Source organism: Streptosporangium sp. NPDC000563, from assembly GCF_040299985.1.
Classification (GTDB): domain Bacteria; phylum Actinomycetota; class Actinomycetes; order Streptosporangiales; family Streptosporangiaceae; genus Streptosporangium.
This window is the reverse complement of the sequence record NZ_JBEPDA010000004.1, coordinates 426,308-442,879: the sequence shown is the minus strand read 5'-3', so window position 1 is coordinate 442,879 and position 16,572 is coordinate 426,308. Positions and strand designations below refer to the sequence as shown.

Genomic DNA, 16,572 nt, shown 5'->3' with positions numbered 1-16,572 from the left:
GTAGGCGGTTAGGCACAAAGGTGAGCGACCTCAGTCCCGACGAACCCCTGCAGATAGGCCGATACCGCGTGCTCAGTCGGCTGGGCAGGGGCGGGATGGGCACGGTCTATCTCGGCGAGTCCCCTGACGGGCAGCAGGTCGCCATCAAGGTCATCAATCCGGAGTACAGCCGGCACGAACGGTTCCGGATGCGCTTCCGCAGGGAGGCCGACGCGGCGCAGCGGGTCCGCAGGTTCTGCACGGCCGCGGTCGTCGAGGCCGCGCTCGACGGCGACCAGCTCTACGTCGTCACCGAGTACGTCGCCGGCCCCAGCCTTGAGGAGGCCGTCGACACGGACGGGCCGCTCCGCGGCTCCAGCCTCGACGCGCTCGCCGTCGGGGTGGCGACCGCGCTGACCGCCATCCACGGCGCCGGAGTCGTGCACCGCGACCTCAAGCCTTCCAACGTGCTGCTCTCCCCCGTCGGCCCCCGCGTGATCGACTTCGGTATCGCCCGCGCGCTGGACACCCTCGGCGGGATGACCGGGACCGGCGAGATCCTCGGCACCCCCCGATACATGGCGCCCGAGGTGCTGCGCGGTGAGCCGGTCTCCGCCGCCTGCGACGTGTTCTCGTGGGGCTGCCTGATGGCCTTCGCCGCGAGCGGGCGGGCGCCGTTCGGCGGCGAGGCGCTGCCCGCCGTGCTGTACCAGGTGCTCAACACCGAACCCTCCCTGGAGGGCATGGAGCCCGCGCTGCGCGAGCTCGTCACCTACGCCCTGACCAAGGACCCGCACAACCGGCCCACCTCGCAGCAGCTCCTCGACCACCTGGTGGGCCGCTCCGCCGCGCCGGAACAGGCCGCCCACTCGGTCCAGGCCTCCTGGCAGGAACTCGGGGAGACGCCTGACGGCGTCCCCTGGAGCGGAACCGGTCCCGGTGGACCCACGGGTACGCCTTCCAGCCCCGGCCACACCCTCACCGGGCCACCGGAGGGCGGCACCGGTCCCTTCCCACGCGGCCTCGCGGGCGGGCGGCGAAACCTCGCCGTCGGGGCGGCGGTGGCGGCCCTGCTGGTGGCGGCAGCGGGGATCGGGCTGCGCCTCGCCCTTGCTCCCGGCGGCCCTCCGGAGGACCTCCCCCTGCTCTACCAGGACGACTTCACCCAGAGCGGCACCGGCTGGAGCGGCGGCACCTACAGCCCGTTGACCGGCACGTACGGCTACTCCCCCAACGGCTACTACGCCGTCGACGTCAGCGGTTACTCCCCCATCAGGCGGGAGCAGGCCCCGATCCCCTTCGTCTCCGCTCCCCCGGCCACCCCCGACCCCACGGCCAGTCCCATGCCGATCACCCCGAGCCGTATCCTGCTCGGCTCCGACATCACGATCCGCTCCGGCACCGTCGGTATGGGCGAGTACGGGCTGTTCTGCCGGGGCGAGGACGACAACAAGGCGACGCGGTACGAGTTTCTGCTCGACACCTCGGGCAACGCCCGCATCCGCAAGACCGTCAAGAGCGCCGGGGGCGAGCTCACCAAGCCCGTCAAGGTCGACCTGCCCAAGGGCGAGGCCGTCCGGCTCACGGCGGAGTGCGCCGGCGTGAAGGAGGGCGTTCGGCTCACCATGTGGGTCAACGACGAGCAGACCCAGTCGTTCCTCGACACCAACCCGCTGCCCAACGGGCTCGTCGGCGTGATCGCCCGGGTGGGCGAGAACAGCGACGCCGTCCTGCGGACCGCGTTCGACAACTTCACCCTGCACGGCCCCGCCCCCACCACACAGCCCTGACGGCGAGTGATCCGCACCCTGCGGGGAACGGGGCATCCGACCGACCGAAGGAGTTCAGCACGATGCGCGCCATAGTCGTCTCCGCCACCGGTGGACCCGAGGTTCTCACCTACACCGACGATCACCCGGACCCCGAGATGAACCCCGGTGACGTCCTGGTCGACGTCGCCGCCTCCGGGGTGAACTTCATCGACGTCTACCACCGGATGGGCCGCTACCCGCTCTCCCTGCCCTTCGTTCCCGGCGAGGAGGGCGGGGGCACCGTCGTCGCGGTCGGCGAGGACGTGCGCGACGTCGCCGTCGGCGACACCGTGGCGTGGGCGAACGTGCCGGGCAGCTACGCCTCCAGGAACGTGGTGCCCGCCTCCAAGGTGCTCGCCGTCCCCGAGGGGGTGACGGCCGAGGCCGCGGCGGCCGTCACCCTCCAGGGACTGACCGCCCACTACCTGACGCACTCCACGTACGAGGTGAAGGAGGGCGACGACGTCCTGGTGCACGCCGCCGCCGGGGGGATGGGCCTGCTGCTCACCCAGATCGCCAAGCTGCGCGGCGCCCGGGTCATCGGCACGGTCTCCACCGACGAGAAGGAGACCCTGGCCCGCCAGGCGGGCGCCGACGAGGTGTTCCGCTACAAGGGCTTCGCCGACGCGGTCCGCGAGCTGACCGGTTCCGGCGTGCACGTCGTCTACGACGGCGTGGGCGCGGCCACCTTCGACGAGAGCATCGCCTCGCTGCGACCGCGCGGCATGATGGCGCTGTACGGCCAGGCGAGCGGCCCGGTCCCGCCGTTCGACCCGCAGGTCCTCGCCAAGAACGGCTCGCTCTTCCTCACCCGTCCGACGCTGGGCTCCTACATCGCCACCCGCGACGAGCTCGCCTGGCGCGCCTCCGACCTCTACGGCTGGGTCGCCTCCGGGCAGCTGCGGGTGCACGTCTCCGAGCGCTACCCGCTCGCCGAGGCCGCCCGTGCCCACGAGGATCTCGAAGCCCGCCGGACGACCGGCAAGCTGCTCCTGATCCCGTAACGGCGCGGAGGTCCGGTCAGTGCGTCGGCTGGGCGGGCCAGTCCAGGAGCCGGGCGCCCAGGACCGCCGTCTCCAGGGTGAAACGCTGGGTGGGATCGTCCGGCGAGAACCCGGTGAGGCGGCGGATCCGCTCCAGCCGGTAGGTCACCGCCCGGGTGCTGATATCGAGCCTGCGCGCGGCGGCGGTCTGGTTGCCCTGGGAGGCGAAGACGGCCTCCAGCGTGGCGAGCAGCGGCTCGGGGCCGCCCCGCGCCTCGAGCAGCGGGCTGAGGACGCTCGTCACCAGGTCCTCGATCGCCGTACGGTCCCGCAGCAGCACCGGGAAGACCAGCAGGTCGGCGGCCTTGAGCACCGGGGCGCGCAGCCCCAGCCTGTCGCCGAACCCGATGGCGTTGACACCCTCCCGATAGGAGGTGACCACCCCGCCGGGGCCCCGGTGCGCCCTGCCGAGCCCGACCCGCCAGCCGGGCGCGAACATCTGGCGCACGTGATGGGTGAACTCTCCGGTCACGACGCCGAGGCTGCCCGGCGCCACGCACACGAGCATCCCGTCGCGTACCGTGACCAGCACGTTGTGCGAGCCGAACCGGGCGACCAGCGCCTCCTCGATCCTCCTGGCCGTCCCCTCGGTCTCGCCCGCGAGCCCGCGGACCTCTTCCTTCCCACCGTGCCTCTCGAACCCGTCGCGCCTCTCGAACCCGCCGTCCTCCGAAGCGACGGCCGCGGCGGCTCCGGTGGCAGGGCGGGCGACGGCGACCACGTACGTCTCGGCCATGCGGAGCCCGAAGTGCTCGGCCCGTTCGGCGAGCCTGTCGGCACGGCCCTGGAGCAGGTCGTCGACGAACTTCCTGCGCTCCGTCTCCTCCCGGCGCAGCGCCGCCCGCTGGGCGTTCTCGTACCCCTCCATCAGGGCGGAGACCGTACGCCGCAGGGCCGGGAGCGGGGTGGGGGTCACCGACTCGGCCGTCGCCAGCGCGGCCTCGACCAGTGCCCGCACGGACACGCCCCGCTCGGCGGCCAGCGCGCCGGCGGCGCGGCAGTCGTCGAGCTCGGCCCGCCCCGGCAGCCTGCCGGTGGCGGCCGCCTCCCGCAACATCCGGAGATGGCCGCCGAGCAGCTCGTCCATCAGACTCCCACGTCACGCCTGTCGAAGGCCGGCATCGCGATCAGGAGCAGCACGACGGTCGCCCCGGCCAGCACGAGATAGTCCGCTACCGGGAGCCCCAGCTGGATCGGCCGACCGTCGAGGTAGTAGTGGAACGGCGAGATCCAGCGCAGCCAGGACACACCGGCCACGTCCTTGCCCATGGTCTCGACCACGTATCCGGCCACGGCGACCACCCCGACCACCGCGAGGGCGACCCCCCTGCGACCCGTCGCGGCGCCGACCGTCAGGCAGAGCGTCCCGAAGAAGAGGGCGAGCAGGAAGACGCCGACGTGACCGGCGAGGATCCTGCCGGCGGGTACGCCCATGTCGACGGCGACCGCCAGGCCGAGGACGGCGAGGAAGGTGGCCGCCGCCACGCCGAACAGTGCGAGGGCGAGGGCGGCGAAGCGCTCCAGGACCAGTCGCCTGCGGTCGACCGGAAGGGTGAGGACGAGCTCCAGCGTGCCCGACTCCTCGGGCTGGGCGATCGCCCGGTTGCCGATCACCGCGGCGCACATGATGAACAGCAGCGGCCCGAACAGCTGGTAGACCAGGGTCTGCAGATAGCCGGAGCCGCTGGTGAATCCCTCCTCCAGGCCGCCCATGAGGTCGCGCATCGCCCCGGGGAACTTGGTCAGCGCCACTTCCCCGTAAAGGTCGGGGTTGCTCTGGATGTTCGGGTAGAAGGCCAGGTACAGCGCGAAGAAGGCGCTGATCCCGATGGTCCAGCCGAGCAGCGGCCTGCGGTAGTCACGCAGGCTTTTCGACACCAGTGCGGGCATCGCGCGCCTCCTCTTCCTCTTCGTGCCGGCTGTAGTAGGTGAGGAAGATCTCCTCCAGGTCGGGCCGGGCGCTGACCATGTGCACCACCGTGAACCTCGCCGCCGCCTTGATCAGCGCGTCCGGGCGGCCGTCGATGGTGCAGCGCACCCCGGCCCCCTCGACCCGCAGGTCCCGTACGCCGGGCAGGTTCTCGAACGCCTCCCGGGGCACCGGGGCGTCGAAGTGGAACTCCACCCGGCGCACCGCCTTCTCCCTGAGCGCGGAGACGTCCTCCACCGCGACCAGCCTGCCGCCGCGCACGATGCCCACCCGGTCGGAGACGTCCTCGACCTCGGCCAGCACGTGGGAGGACATCAGCACGGTACGGCCCGAGGCGCGGACCTCGCGGACCATCGCGAGGAACTCCTGCTGCATCAGCGGATCCAGGCCGCTGGTCGGCTCGTCGAGGATCAGGAACTCCGGCTCGTGCATGAACGCCTGGATGAGCCCGACCTTCTGCCTGTTGCCCTTGGAGAGTTTGCCCATCGGCACCGACAGGTCGGCCTCCAGCCTCTCGGCCAGCTCCTCGATCCGCCCCTTGGGCACGCCGTCGCGCATCGCGCCGAGGAAGGCGAGGAACTCCCCCGCCTTCTCCCTGCCCTCCAGAGCCAGCTCGCCGGGCAGGTAACCGATCCGGCTCCGCACATCCGCCTCGCGGGGATCTCTGCCCAGGACCGTCATCCGGCCCCTGGTGGGACGGATGACGTCCAGGAGCAGCCTGATGGTCGTTGTCTTGCCCAACGCTCGAATATGACGCTTCTCATGCATACGCTGTGACCAGCGGTCAAGCACAAGGGAGAGCGGACATGGGCGAGCGAGCGGTCATCCTGGCAAGGATCAGCGACGCTGAGAAGATCACGGCAGACGACGGCACGGTACAACTCGACACGACCGGCGTTGACGATCAGGTTCGACGGCTGACGGCGTTCACGACCGGCAACGGGTGGGACGTCGTGAAGGTGATTGTCGAGAACGACACGAGCGCGTTCAAGCGCCGGAAGATCAAGCTCCCGAACGGCGAAGTCGCCATGCGGACTGTCCGCCCCGGCTTCCGTGAAGCGCTCGACTGGCTCGCCCGTGACCGCGCCGACGTCCTGGTCTCGCTCGATCTCGACCGCGCCATGCGCGACCCCCGCGACCTCGAAGACCTGATCGACGTCGTTGAGTCGAACCGCCCCCGCGTCCGGGCAGCGTCCATCACCGGGTCTCTCAGGCTGGACAACGACGCTGACGTGACCATGGCTCGGGTCATGGTCGCCATGGCGAACAAGTCGAGCCGGGACACCGCGCGGCGCGTGAGCGCGGCTCGGGAGCGTCAGGCGTCGGCCGGACAGTTCGGGGGCGGACGTCGGCCGTACGGGTTCGAGCCGGACGGCGTCACGATCCGGGAGAGCGAAGCGGCCGTCATCCGGCGCATGGCTGACGCGGTGCTCGCCGGGGTCAGCGTGCGTGCTGTTACTCGCGACCTGAACACGGACGGAATCCCGACCGCTGACGGGAAGCCCTGGCAACCGACGTACATCCGTGACGTGCTCATGCGCCCCCGGAACGCCGGGCTCATGGTCCACAAGGAAGGCACCGGCCGGAAGGTCTACGCCCCCGCTGACGTGGTCGGCCGCGCGCCGTGGAACGCGATCATCCCCGAAGATCAGCTCTGGACGATCGTCCACAAGCTGAGCGACCCGACCCGGCGGACGAACCCCGGCGTCGCGCCGAAGTGGCTCGGAAGCGGGATCTACCGGTGCCCGTGTGGCGCTGTGGTGCGCGTCTCGGGGTCGAGCGGGAGGAAGGACCGTCCGGTGTACGCCTGCCCGCCCAGCCCGAACCGGGGCGACGGACCGCACGTCATGTGCCCGCAAGCCGACCTTGACGCGCTCGTGGAAGGGCTCGCCGTGGTCATCCTGGCTCGGGACGCGGCCGACCTGATCGCGGCACCGGCCGCCGGGATCGACGTCAACGCCCTTCGGGGCGAACTGATCGCGGCACGTCAGCGGAAGGTCGTGATCGGTGAGGACTACGACGACGGGCTGATTGATCGCGCCGAGTACGTGACCCGCACGAAGCGGCAACAGGCAAAGATCGAAGATCTCGAACGGCGCCTTGCCGACGTCGCGGAAGCATCCCCGCTGGCAGCGTTCGCCGGGGTCGAGTCCGAAGACGCGGCACGGCGCGTGTGGGAAGGGCTCGGGATCGGAACCCGCCGGGAGATCATCCGGAACGTCATGACCGTGACCCTGAAGCCCTCCGGGAAGGGTCGGCGGCCGTCGATCGAAGAGCGCGTCACGATCGAGCCGATCAAGGGTCAGAGCATGTAATCAGCGAGATACAAAAGGCCGGTGAACTGGGAAAACAGTCACCGGCCTTTCGGTTGCGTATCCGAAACTGAGCGCCTACTGTGGAGGTAGATCGTTGGTCATGCAGTCACGCTGACCAGCGCCGGAGTTCGGCAGAGAGGCTGACGACCTCACTCCGGTAACGCCATGATCGCCGTACCAGCGGAACCCCTGTGATGTCACCGGGGGGCGGCATCCGCAGATCACTTCCTTCGGGAGATCTGCCATGGCGACCATGCCTGAGCCCCGGACGATCGCGGCCGAGATCGCACGGACAGAGCGCTACCGCCCCGACGCGGACACGACCGAGCTTCGCCGGAAGCTGCACGCCGCGAAGATCGCGAAGTTCATCCGGGAGACGGCCGACAAGTTCCCGCCCCTGAACGACGACCAGCGAGCCACCATCGGGCTTCTGCTGAAGGGCGGGCAGCACGCATGACCACAAACGAAGATCGCCGCCCCCTGGCCGGGACGGCGACCCTGAACGGCGCGGACACGTACGTTCACGACCAGAGTAGATCTCTTCACGCAAAGCTGACAAACGGTCACATGGACATGCTTCGCGCGTCCGGCATCGCAACCGACGTGATCGAAGAGCGCGGGTACTACTCGCCGACCGTGGGCGCTCCCGAGGTCGCCGACCGGCTTGCGGCACGGAAGATCCGGTTCAGCACGGGCAACCGTGACGGGCTCATGATCCCGATGTACGGACCGACCGGCGAACTGGTCACGGCTCAGTTCCGGCTCGACACGCTTCCGGCCGTCACCGGCGGGAAGAAGCCGCTCCGCTATCTGTCACCCGTGGGCATGCCGAACAAGCTCGATGTCCATCCCCGGAACGCGAGCCGGATCAAGGACCCATCCGTCCGGCTGTGGATCACCGAAGGCGTGAAGAAGGCCGACGCGCTGACCTCGCTCGGGGAATGCGTGATCGCGCTGACCGGCGTCTTCAACTGGCGTGCCAAGCTCGGGACGCTCGGGGATTGGGAAGACGTCCCGCTTCGCGACCGTGAAGTGATCGTGTGCTTCGACTCGGACGCGGCCGAGAAGCGTCAGGTCATGCTCGCCATGGTCCGGCTCGGACGGTGGCTGAAGAGCAAGGGTGCGAGCAAGGTCCGGTACCTGATCACGCCGACCGTCGAAGGGCTCGACAAGGTGGGTGCTGACGACTACCTCGCCAACGGCGGGACCGTCGCCGGGCTGCTCGACGTCGCGACCCCTGACGAGCCGGTGACCGCGTCGGCGGACGGAACGTTCTCGGACGCCTACCTGACGGAGACCGTCGCGGACGAAGTCATGGACGGCCGGTTTCGCTGGTCGGCCGGTACCGGCTGGATCGTCTGGGACGGCCGCCGGTGGGCTCGCTGCGACGAAGCGGCCGTGATCGAGGCGGTTCGGCTGTGGGCTGTGGCTCGCTTCGCGGAAGCGGTCGAGGGGGCGACCGGTGACAACAGCCGGACCCGTCAGGAAGTGATCGACGGGTGGCGCTCGGTTCTCGGTCGTGGCCGGATCGCGGCCGTGGTTGCGCTCGCGAGAGGGATCGTGCTCTTCGACGCGGCCGACATGGACGCGGACCCGGACGTTCTCAACTGCCGGAACGGCGTCGTGGATCTCCGTACGGGCGACCTCATGCAGCACGATCCCGAGCGGCTGATCTCGCGCATGGCGGGGGCCGACTACGACCCCACGGCAGCGAGCGACGACCTCGACGCGATCCTGTCGGCCGTCCCGGCGGACGTCGCCGAGTGGCTTCAGGTCCGGTTCGGGCAGGCAGCGACCGGCCACATGACGCCGGACGACGTCATGCCGCTTCTCAACGGTGGGGGCAGCAACGGGAAGACGACGCTCGTGGACTCGGTCGGCGCGGCGCTCGGGGACTATCACGTCCTTGTCCCCGATGCCGTCCTGATCGGGCAGGCATCGGACTTCGACCGGATCGCGCTTCAGGGTGTGCGCTTCGCGCTGATCGAGGAAACGCCGGAAGCGGCTCACCTCGACTCGGTCCGGCTGAAGAAGTCGATCGGTTCCCCCGAAATGCGGGGGGCGTTCAAGTACAAGGACAGCGTCACGTGGCGCGCTACACACTCGCTGTTCCTGACGACGAACTATCGGCCGATCGTGACCGAGACCGACACCGGCACGTGGCGACGGCTCGCGCTCGTGACCTTCCCGTACACCTACGTGAAGGGCGAGCCGACCGCACCGCATGAGCGGAAGAGTGACGGAAGGCTTCGCGACCGGGCGAGCAAGGATCCGAAGATCCTTTCGGCCATGCTCCGATGGATCGTGGACGGCGCACGCCGGTTCTACGACGCGGACATGGTCATGCCCCCGGCACCGACCACCGTGGACGCGGACACGCGGTCATGGCGAGCCGAGTCGGACATGATCCTTGCCTACTGGGACGACCGGCTGACGGCCGACCCGGACAGCTACGTGTCGAGCACGGACCTATACGAGGACTACCGCGCGTGGTCTCGCGATCGAGGCAACCGTGAGCCGTCCGAGAAGCTGTTCACCCCCCGGTTCCGGGATCACTCGGAGACGGCGCGGGCTCGGGTCGAGAAGAAGCGCGTCCGGACGTCTCAGCCGGGGATCTCGCGGCCGAAGGGTGCGCCTGCCGGTGCGCTCTCGGCTCAGGTCATGGCATGGCTCGGGGTCCGGTTCAGCGACGACGAAAGCCCCTTCGAGTGATCGTGTGCAGCTTGTGCAGGGTCGTTCTAAAACTCTCTACGTGTAGCGCTATGGGGAGTTTTGGATTGACCCTGCACAAGCTGCACACACCGAGTTTCCCCAGGTCGGGGGACCTGAGACACGGACCCTGATCGGCCACCGACACGAACCGATCCGAGAGGATTCATGACCATGACCACGACGACCAGCCGGGGGCGGACCCTATCCGCCCCCGACCGGCCGACCCCATTCTGTCCGATGTGCCGACCGGCCCTCGTGATCGACATGGGGCGGCATGAGATCGCTCACGAAGCCCGGTGTCCCGCCGGGTCACTGCCCACCGGGGCACCCATCACGGACGCTTACGGGCGCCCCAACGACCGGGAGGTGGCAGCGTGAAGAGAGGGCAACTCGCACAGCGGGTAGAGGCTCAGGACACAGCGATCATGCAAGCACCTACTGACTTCAGTGGTGCGCCGATCGTGATTCACGATCACCCGACGTGGATCGAGATCGTTCCCGATGATGATGGATTCGGATCATCGGTTCAGCGCGTGTGGCGCTTGATCGTCGCACCGTTCCGAGCGCTCGCCGTGATGTTCCTCTTGCTCACCGAACGTTGGTACACGTTCGCGTTCGTGGTCACGTCGGTCGCCGCGATCCTTGTGATCTACGCGACGCGCTGACCAGCGGTTTGTACCGTACGTACCAGAACCATCGCGGTACGTGGTACCGCATGGTACGGACGGTACCGACGTGGTACCGCGTACCACTGGTACCACGTCGGTACCGGTACCGGTGGTACCGGTACCACGAGTGCCATTCCTGGCGGGGTCGGCACTCGACCGGCTCGACCACACGCCCCCTGCGGGGGGTAGGGGTCGAGATCACGGCCAAGATCGCACCCCAGGGAGACCCCGCAATCTCCTTTTTCCCTCCCCGAGCCCCAGGCCCAAGAAAGGAAGATCGAAATGACCCCGGAAGAAACCCCGAGAAACCCCAAGATCACCCCTCAGGACGTCGAGATCCAGGTGACGGACTGGGTAATCACGCTCTTCGCCGAGATGTTCGGCCGCCCCGACGCGATGGCGGTAACGGACGCATGGCTGAGGGGTGAGGTCGTGTTCCTGGTGACGCGCTCGGGTCTCGCCGTCGCGCCGAACGACGGCAGCGCGACCGAGCCCCTGGCGGCCGACGTCGAGCCCGCACCGATGCCCGGCAACTACCTCTAGACGATCTACGCGCGTGCCTTCCTGGCGGGGTTCGGCATGACGCGCGGCCACAGAACGCGAGATAGCCCTAGGCGGCGCTGAGAGCCACGCGCTACCCACCTTGACGCGATGGCAGGAGTCTCACGGCGTGTGACGGCCGGTCAAGTGCAACGGGCAAGGGCAGCACGCGCCCCCCGATCACGTACGCGCGGGCGAAGCGACCTCAAGGGCAAGCGAGGGCAAACTGCCTGGTCAACGCCTTGATCAGGCAGCGTCGTCTGTGACGATCAGCTTCCACAGATCGAGCGTCGCCAGGCGCGTCATCTCGCGGCCGACCTCGCTCACGACGACCCGCTTTTTCGTGTAGTCGGTCCTGCGGATCACGTCTTGCCCACCTTCGGCGCACAGCTCGAACTCGACCTTGCCGCGCGTCACGATCTCCCGGACGCGGGACGTCGTTCCTCGCGAGTCGTACGGACGCCAGTCAAGATCCGGCATGACGGTCGAGCACTTCCCGGATGCTCGTGATCGAGATCAGGATGCGGACTTCATACGCGCGCCACACGAGAAGTTCCCAGTTGTCGGCGCTGATCGTCCGGCCGCTATCGCGGTGCCGACCGCGCCACATGTCCGCTTCGAAGTTGTCCCGCCAGATGTCGAAACCGGGGATCGCGTCGGGGATGTACTCAGGCTCGCTCACGTTCTTGACCTCGCCCTCTGTGACTGTCCGTCAAGCGCACTTTATATGTAGCGCGCTATATCTCACTAGGGCTCGCGCTGCCTCGCCCGTGCTGACTAGCGGTCACTACGGTGAGCGAGTGGTGATCGAACTCGACAGAAGCCGTGCCCTCTGGCCTCAGGTGGCCGCGATCATCCGTGAGCGGATCGAAGCGGGCACGTACAAGCCGGGCGAGCGCATCCCGCCCGTGCTCGCTCTCGTGACCGAGTTCGGCGTGACTCAGGTGACGGTCCGGAAGGCCGTCGCGGCACTTCGGGATGATCACTACATCCGGACCGAGACCGGCATGGGTTCGTTCGTGCTCACGCCGAAGGAACGTGAGGATGCGCAGCGTTCGGCCGACGACGTACGCTGATCATCAGACCCACGCGATCACTCGCCGGTCGGAACGTCGGGCTCGGCCCACCTTCCGAGACCTCGCCCGTGATCGCGTAGACAGCAAGCCGGGCACATCGCCCACTTCCTGACGGGTTGATCAATCCATGATCGACTTCAGGAGATCCACCATGTCCGAACGACGCACCCCCGTAGTCATCCGTGACGAGATCGACCGGCTCATGCGGGAACAGGACGACTTCAACGAAGACCACCCCGAGCCGATCAGCGGCGCGGAGCTTCGCGAGTGGCAGCAGCGAGACGACAAGATCGCGGCGCTCACTCGTGAGTACCGAACCGAGTTGCGGCGCGACTGGCTCGCGGGTCACGCGGTTCGCGGCGGCACGGCCGACCGGGCGACGTCCGCCCCGCGCGGCACGGCCAACCGGAACCGCGACCTCGCGCTGTGGCAGCTTGACGACCTCGTTGGGGCCGACCGTCTTCCCGCTCGTGCGGCCGAAGCGGCTCAGGGGCTTCTCGACAACGGCCCGACCGGGGATCGTTCTCTCGCGGCGCGTTGGGTTCAGGCGGCCGGTAGCGACGCCTACACCCGAGCGTTCGCGAAGCTCGCGGCCGACCCGACGCGCGGTCACCTTCTGTGGACGGCCGAAGAGGGTCAGGCGTTCCGGAAGGCCGACGAAATCCGGACGGCGCTCAACCTGTCCGGCGGATCCGCCATGCTCCCGCTCGTGATCGACCCGGCGGTCTTGCTGACGAATGACGGCAGCAACAACCCGCTTCGCCAGATCTCCCGCGTCGTACGAACCGTGTCCGACAAGTGGAACGGCGTCTCGTCCGCCGGTGCAACGGCCGAATGGAAGACCGAGGGGGCTCAGGCGGCGGACGGCACGCCCGCACTCGCGGCCGAACCGATCCCCGTGTTCATGGGCGACGTCAACGTGACGTACTCCTACGAACTCGGGATGGATGCGCTCGACCTGACCAATCAGCTTCGGGTCGTGGCGCGCGACGCGGCCGATCAGCTCATGGCGACGGCGTACACGACGGGCAACGGCTCGACCGCCCCGCGCGGCATCGTGACGGCTCTCGTAGGCACGTCTAGCGAGATCGACACTCTCGGCTCGGAAGCGCTCGCCGCGACCGACCCGTTCCGGCTTCAGAACGCTCTACCGGCGCGGTTCTCCGGGAACGCCTCGTTCATGTCGCACATCGCGACGGCGAACACCTACCGGCAGATGGAGACCACGAACGGCGCTCTCCAGTTCCCCGAGCTTCGCGAAGACCCGCCCCGGCTTCTCGGAAAGCCCTGGCATGAGAACTCGAACATGGACGGCACGATCAACCCGGCGGCCACAGCGAACAACTACGTCATGGTGTACGGCGACTTCTCGCAGTTCATCATCGTTGACCGGATCGGGACCACAGTCGAGATCCTTCCCGGCTACGGGGCGGACGGTCGGCCGTCCGGTCAGCGTCACATGTTCATGACCTTCCGGACCGGCAGTGACGCGCCGGTTCCCCAGGCGTTCCGTCTGCTGGACGTGCCGACGAGCGCCTAGCATGCGGACGGGGGCTCGGGGTTGCGCGGGTGAAACCGTGCCAGGGGAACCGAGCCCTCGCTGATCTCCCTTCGGGGATGGGTACGGGCCATGGGGCAGCCCGGAAGCCCCCGACGCGTTCACTCCTTCCGCGTCGGGGGCTCTCTCATGTCCGCGTCACAGAGGGTCCGATGTCTTCCCGTAGGTGACCGCGAAGCCTGCCGGGAGGTTCGGCGGGCTTCGTGCTGTACGGCTCTGAGAGCCACGCTGAGCGCCTTACGGGCTTCTCCGGTGTCGTCTATCCAAGGTGCTCGCGATAGGCCGTCAGTGTGGACTACAGCGCATCGGATTTCGCGAGACCGCGCCATATCTCGCCATAGAGCACCGATCGTGTATCCGGTGGGATTCAAGGGCTGATTTGGTCCGGCGGCCATGATCGAAGTTGTGTGAGCGCGATCCTAAGCAAGATCGTTCGCAGACCCCTACCTCACTGAGGGTTCCGGCGACGCTTTCAGGTCACAACGTGTATCCGGCGGCATTCAAGGGGCACAGTTACGTCACAATCGCCCGTCCGGCTTTCCCGCTCCGTTCGGGCCGAGATACCCGAACACCTCCCCCGGCCGGATCTCCAGGTCGAGATCCTCAAGTCCTCGGCGTCCGCCGTAGAACTTGGTGAGCCCTTCGGTCTCCACCACACTTGTCATGCGTCAGATCGTGCCCTCTCGCCGGCGCCTGAGGTCATGTCAGGACCCGGACAACTGGCCGCCTTTTCTTTGCGGGGATCCGGAACCGCCCGGTTCCTCGGCTTCTTCCCGTGGATCCGGAACCGGCGCGGCCTCGGCGGGAATCCGGTGCTCCGGGGCGGGGATATGGTGAGCCCATGAGCCTGGACACTGCCTTCGTACTGGGTGGCGGGGGCGTTCTCGGCGCTCACGAGGTGGGCATGCTGCGCGCGCTCGACGAGGCGGGCATCAAGCCCGACCTGATCGTCGGCACGTCCGTGGGCGCGCTGAACGGCGTCGTGTTCGCCGCCTCCCCCGGCGACGCGGTCGAGCGCCTGAACACGCTGTGGAGTTCCGACATCGTCCGTACGGCGTTCGCCGGGTCCTGGGTGACCCGGCTGTCCACCCTCGCCAGAAGCGGTACCCACCTGCACTCCTCCGAGCCGCTGCGCGACCTGCTCGCCAGGACGCTCCCGGTCTCCCGCATCGAGGATCTTCCCGTGTCGTTCCAGTGCGTGGCCGCCTCCGTCGAGCGTGCCGCCGCGCACTGGTTCACCGAGGGGCCGCTCGTCGACGCGGTCCTCGCCTCCTGCGCCGTTCCGGGGCTGCTGCCGCCGGTCCGCGTCGGCGAGGGCCACTATCTCGACGGCGGGCTGGTGCACAGCATCCCGGTCGGCCGGGCCGTCGCGCTCGGCGCCCGGCGGGTCTACGTGCTGCACGTGGGCAGGATCGAGCGTCCCCTGACGGTGCCCCGGCGCCCGTGGGAGGTCGGCATGACCGCCTTCGAGATCGCCCGGCGGCACCGCTTCACCGAGGAGATGGCCACCCTGCCGGACGACATCGAGGTCCACGTGATGCCTTCGGGGGGTGAGTCCCGGCCGGGAATGGACTTCTCCCAGCTGCGATACCGGGATATTTCGCATATATCTAAATACATCGATCGCGCCTATCGGGCCTCGGCCGACTACCTGGCCCGGCAGTCGCCCTCCTGAGCCACGTCACCCGTCCACCCCGGCATCGATGTGCGCCACACCGCGTTGTACGTATACATCGGGGTACCTCACAGGGACATGTCCGCATCAACGTCCATCCGAGTCACACCGGCCTGAGTCACACCGGTGTGAATCACACGGCACCCGCACGACCTACACACCGCACATCCACACAGGCAGGAGCCGCTCGTGCTGCCTCCTCGCATCATCCGCCGCCTGGTCCTCGCACCTCTCGTCATCGTGCTCACCGTCCTCGCGGTGCTCACGCTCCCGATCTGGCTGCTGGTGGTGACCGCGGCCTCGCTGCGCCTGCCACCCCCGCAGCGGCGCGGCACCCGGCTGGTCTGGTTCGCGATGGCGTGGCTGACGCTGGAGTCGATGGCACTGTGCGCCTGCCTGTGGCTGTGGGTGACGAACGGCCTGGGCGGCCGGCTCAGCCGTGACGAGTACCAGGAGCAGCACTACGAGCTGATCCAGTGGTTCCTGTCCAAGATCTACGAGGCCGCGGTGCGGATCTTCCGCCTGAGCGTCGAGGTCGACGAGCCTCCGCCGACCTCCGAGGAGACCTCCCGGCGCCTCACCCGCCCCGTCATCGTCCTGTCCCGCCACGCGGGCCCCGGCGACTCCTTCCTGCTCGTCCACCACCTTCTCGCCCGATACCACAGGCGCCCGAGGATCGTGATGAAGGCGGCCCTGCAGTTCGTCCCCTCGCTGGACGTGGTGATCAACCGGCTCCCCAACGCCTTCGTCCACCGCAAGACCGCGGAGAGCGGCATCCTCGCCGAGATCCGCCGCCTGTCGGCCGGCATGGACGCCGACGACGCCCTGGTGATCTTCCCCGAGGGCGGCAACTTCACCCCGAAGCGCCGCTGGCGGGCCATCCTGAGGCTGGAGCAGAAGGGCCTGGCCGAGGAGGCCGCACGGGCCCGCAGGCTGGAGCACCTGATGGCTCCCCGCCCCAACGGGGCGATCGCCGCCATCGACGCCTGCCCCGAGGCGGACGTGATCTTCGTCGCGCACACCGGCCTCGACGACCTGATCACCTTCGGGGACATCTGGACCCGTCTGCCGCTCAGCGCCCAGATCAAGGCCAAGTGGTGGCGGGTCCAGGCCGCCGACGTGCCCCGCGAGCGCGAGGAGCAGATCCGCTGGCTCTTCGAGCACTGGGAGGAGATCGACGCCTGGATCACCGAGAACCAGCCGGCCCCCGCCCCCGCGACCTGACACGCGTCGGCGTCACGATGTGCGTCCGACCACGTCGGCTC

General features: G+C 68.5%; 17 protein-coding genes. 11 read left to right on the top strand and 6 right to left on the bottom strand.

The features are described from left to right. Nucleotides 1–20 precede the first annotated feature (20 nt). The gene (locus ABT352_RS14880) at nt 21–1,769 is read left to right on the top strand and encodes a serine/threonine-protein kinase (protein WP_350945354.1); all 1,749 of its coding nucleotides are present in this window, start codon (nt 21–23) and stop codon (nt 1,767–1,769) included. A 62-nt stretch (nt 1,770–1,831) separates the two neighbouring features. Further along, on the top strand, nt 1,832–2,794 hold the full coding sequence (locus ABT352_RS14875) for a quinone oxidoreductase family protein (RefSeq protein ID WP_350945353.1): 963 nt from the start codon (nt 1,832–1,834) through the stop codon (nt 2,792–2,794). A gap of 16 nt (nt 2,795–2,810) precedes the next feature. On the opposite strand, the gene ABT352_RS14870 is transcribed toward ABT352_RS14875, so the two are convergent. The 3 genes from ABT352_RS14870 to ABT352_RS14860 are packed head-to-tail and all read right to left on the bottom strand — an operon-like array spanning nt 2,811 to nt 5,504. After that, nucleotides 2,811–3,920 (bottom strand): PucR family transcriptional regulator, encoded by a 1,110-nt coding sequence (locus ABT352_RS14870; RefSeq protein WP_350945352.1) that lies wholly within the window; start codon nt 3,918–3,920, stop codon nt 2,811–2,813. After that, entirely contained in the window at nt 3,920–4,723 is an 804-nt protein-coding gene (locus tag ABT352_RS14865; RefSeq protein ID WP_350945351.1) for an ABC transporter permease subunit, read from the bottom strand. Before ABT352_RS14865 ends, ABT352_RS14870 begins: the two co-directional genes overlap by 1 nt. Continuing rightward, nucleotides 4,692–5,504, bottom strand: a complete 813-nt coding sequence (locus ABT352_RS14860; protein ID WP_350945350.1) for an ABC transporter ATP-binding protein — start codon at nt 5,502–5,504, stop codon at nt 4,692–4,694. The genes ABT352_RS14865 and ABT352_RS14860 overlap by 32 nt, the downstream gene beginning before the upstream one ends. 65 nt (nt 5,505–5,569) lie before the next feature. Between ABT352_RS14860 and ABT352_RS14855 the strand changes: the two genes are divergently transcribed. The 5 genes from ABT352_RS14855 (at nt 5,570) to ABT352_RS14835 (ending at nt 11,001) form a co-directional block, all read left to right on the top strand. Then, nucleotides 5,570–7,078 carry a recombinase family protein gene (locus ABT352_RS14855; protein ID WP_350945349.1) on the top strand — a complete coding sequence of 503 codons (1,509 nt, stop codon included), beginning with the start codon at nt 5,570–5,572 and terminating at the stop codon, nt 7,076–7,078. Between the two features lie 244 nt (nt 7,079–7,322). Further along, nucleotides 7,323–7,535, top strand: a complete 213-nt coding sequence (locus tag ABT352_RS14850; RefSeq protein WP_350945348.1) for a hypothetical protein — start codon at nt 7,323–7,325, stop codon at nt 7,533–7,535. Nucleotides 7,536–7,645: 110 nt separating this feature from the next. After that, a complete protein-coding gene (locus ABT352_RS14845) occupies nt 7,646–9,790 on the top strand; it encodes a phage/plasmid primase, P4 family (protein WP_350945347.1) in 2,145 nt (714 codons plus the stop codon). Nucleotides 9,791–10,164: 374 nt separating this feature from the next. Continuing rightward, nucleotides 10,165–10,455 (top strand): hypothetical protein, encoded by a 291-nt coding sequence (locus ABT352_RS14840; protein WP_350945346.1) that lies wholly within the window; start codon nt 10,165–10,167, stop codon nt 10,453–10,455. A gap of 285 nt (nt 10,456–10,740) precedes the next feature. Then, entirely contained in the window at nt 10,741–11,001 is a 261-nt protein-coding gene (locus ABT352_RS14835) for a hypothetical protein (RefSeq protein ID WP_350945345.1), read from the top strand. A gap of 243 nt (nt 11,002–11,244) precedes the next feature. On the opposite strand, the gene ABT352_RS14830 is transcribed toward ABT352_RS14835, so the two are convergent. Both ABT352_RS14830 and ABT352_RS14825 read right to left on the bottom strand, forming a co-directional pair. After that, nucleotides 11,245–11,415, bottom strand: a complete 171-nt coding sequence (locus ABT352_RS14830; RefSeq protein ID WP_350945344.1) for a hypothetical protein — start codon at nt 11,413–11,415, stop codon at nt 11,245–11,247. Between the two features lie 49 nt (nt 11,416–11,464). Continuing rightward, nucleotides 11,465–11,680: a hypothetical protein gene (locus ABT352_RS14825; RefSeq protein ID WP_350945343.1), complete on the bottom strand. Its 216-nt coding sequence runs from the start codon at nt 11,678–11,680 to the stop codon at nt 11,465–11,467. Nucleotides 11,681–11,798: 118 nt separating this feature from the next. On the opposite strand from ABT352_RS14825, the gene ABT352_RS14820 reads away from it, so the two are divergent. Further along, a complete protein-coding gene (locus ABT352_RS14820; protein ID WP_350945342.1) occupies nt 11,799–12,074 on the top strand; it encodes a GntR family transcriptional regulator in 276 nt (91 codons plus the stop codon). Nucleotides 12,075–12,225: 151 nt separating this feature from the next. Beyond that, entirely contained in the window at nt 12,226–13,614 is a 1,389-nt protein-coding gene (locus tag ABT352_RS14815; RefSeq protein WP_350945341.1) for a phage major capsid protein, read from the top strand. Nucleotides 13,615–14,150: 536 nt separating this feature from the next. On the opposite strand, the gene ABT352_RS14810 is transcribed toward ABT352_RS14815, so the two are convergent. Further along, nucleotides 14,151–14,297 (bottom strand): hypothetical protein, encoded by a 147-nt coding sequence (locus ABT352_RS14810; RefSeq protein ID WP_350945340.1) that lies wholly within the window; start codon nt 14,295–14,297, stop codon nt 14,151–14,153. A 176-nt stretch (nt 14,298–14,473) separates the two neighbouring features. Here ABT352_RS14810 and ABT352_RS14805 point away from each other — a divergent pair, with 176 nt between their 5' ends. Continuing rightward, complete coding sequence (locus ABT352_RS14805) at nt 14,474–15,307, top strand: patatin-like phospholipase family protein (RefSeq protein WP_350945339.1); 834 nt, start codon at nt 14,474–14,476, stop codon at nt 15,305–15,307. Nucleotides 15,308–15,496: 189 nt separating this feature from the next. After that, nucleotides 15,497–16,531 (top strand): 1-acyl-sn-glycerol-3-phosphate acyltransferase, encoded by a 1,035-nt coding sequence (locus tag ABT352_RS14800; protein ID WP_350945338.1) that lies wholly within the window; start codon nt 15,497–15,499, stop codon nt 16,529–16,531. Nucleotides 16,532–16,572 lie beyond the last annotated feature (41 nt).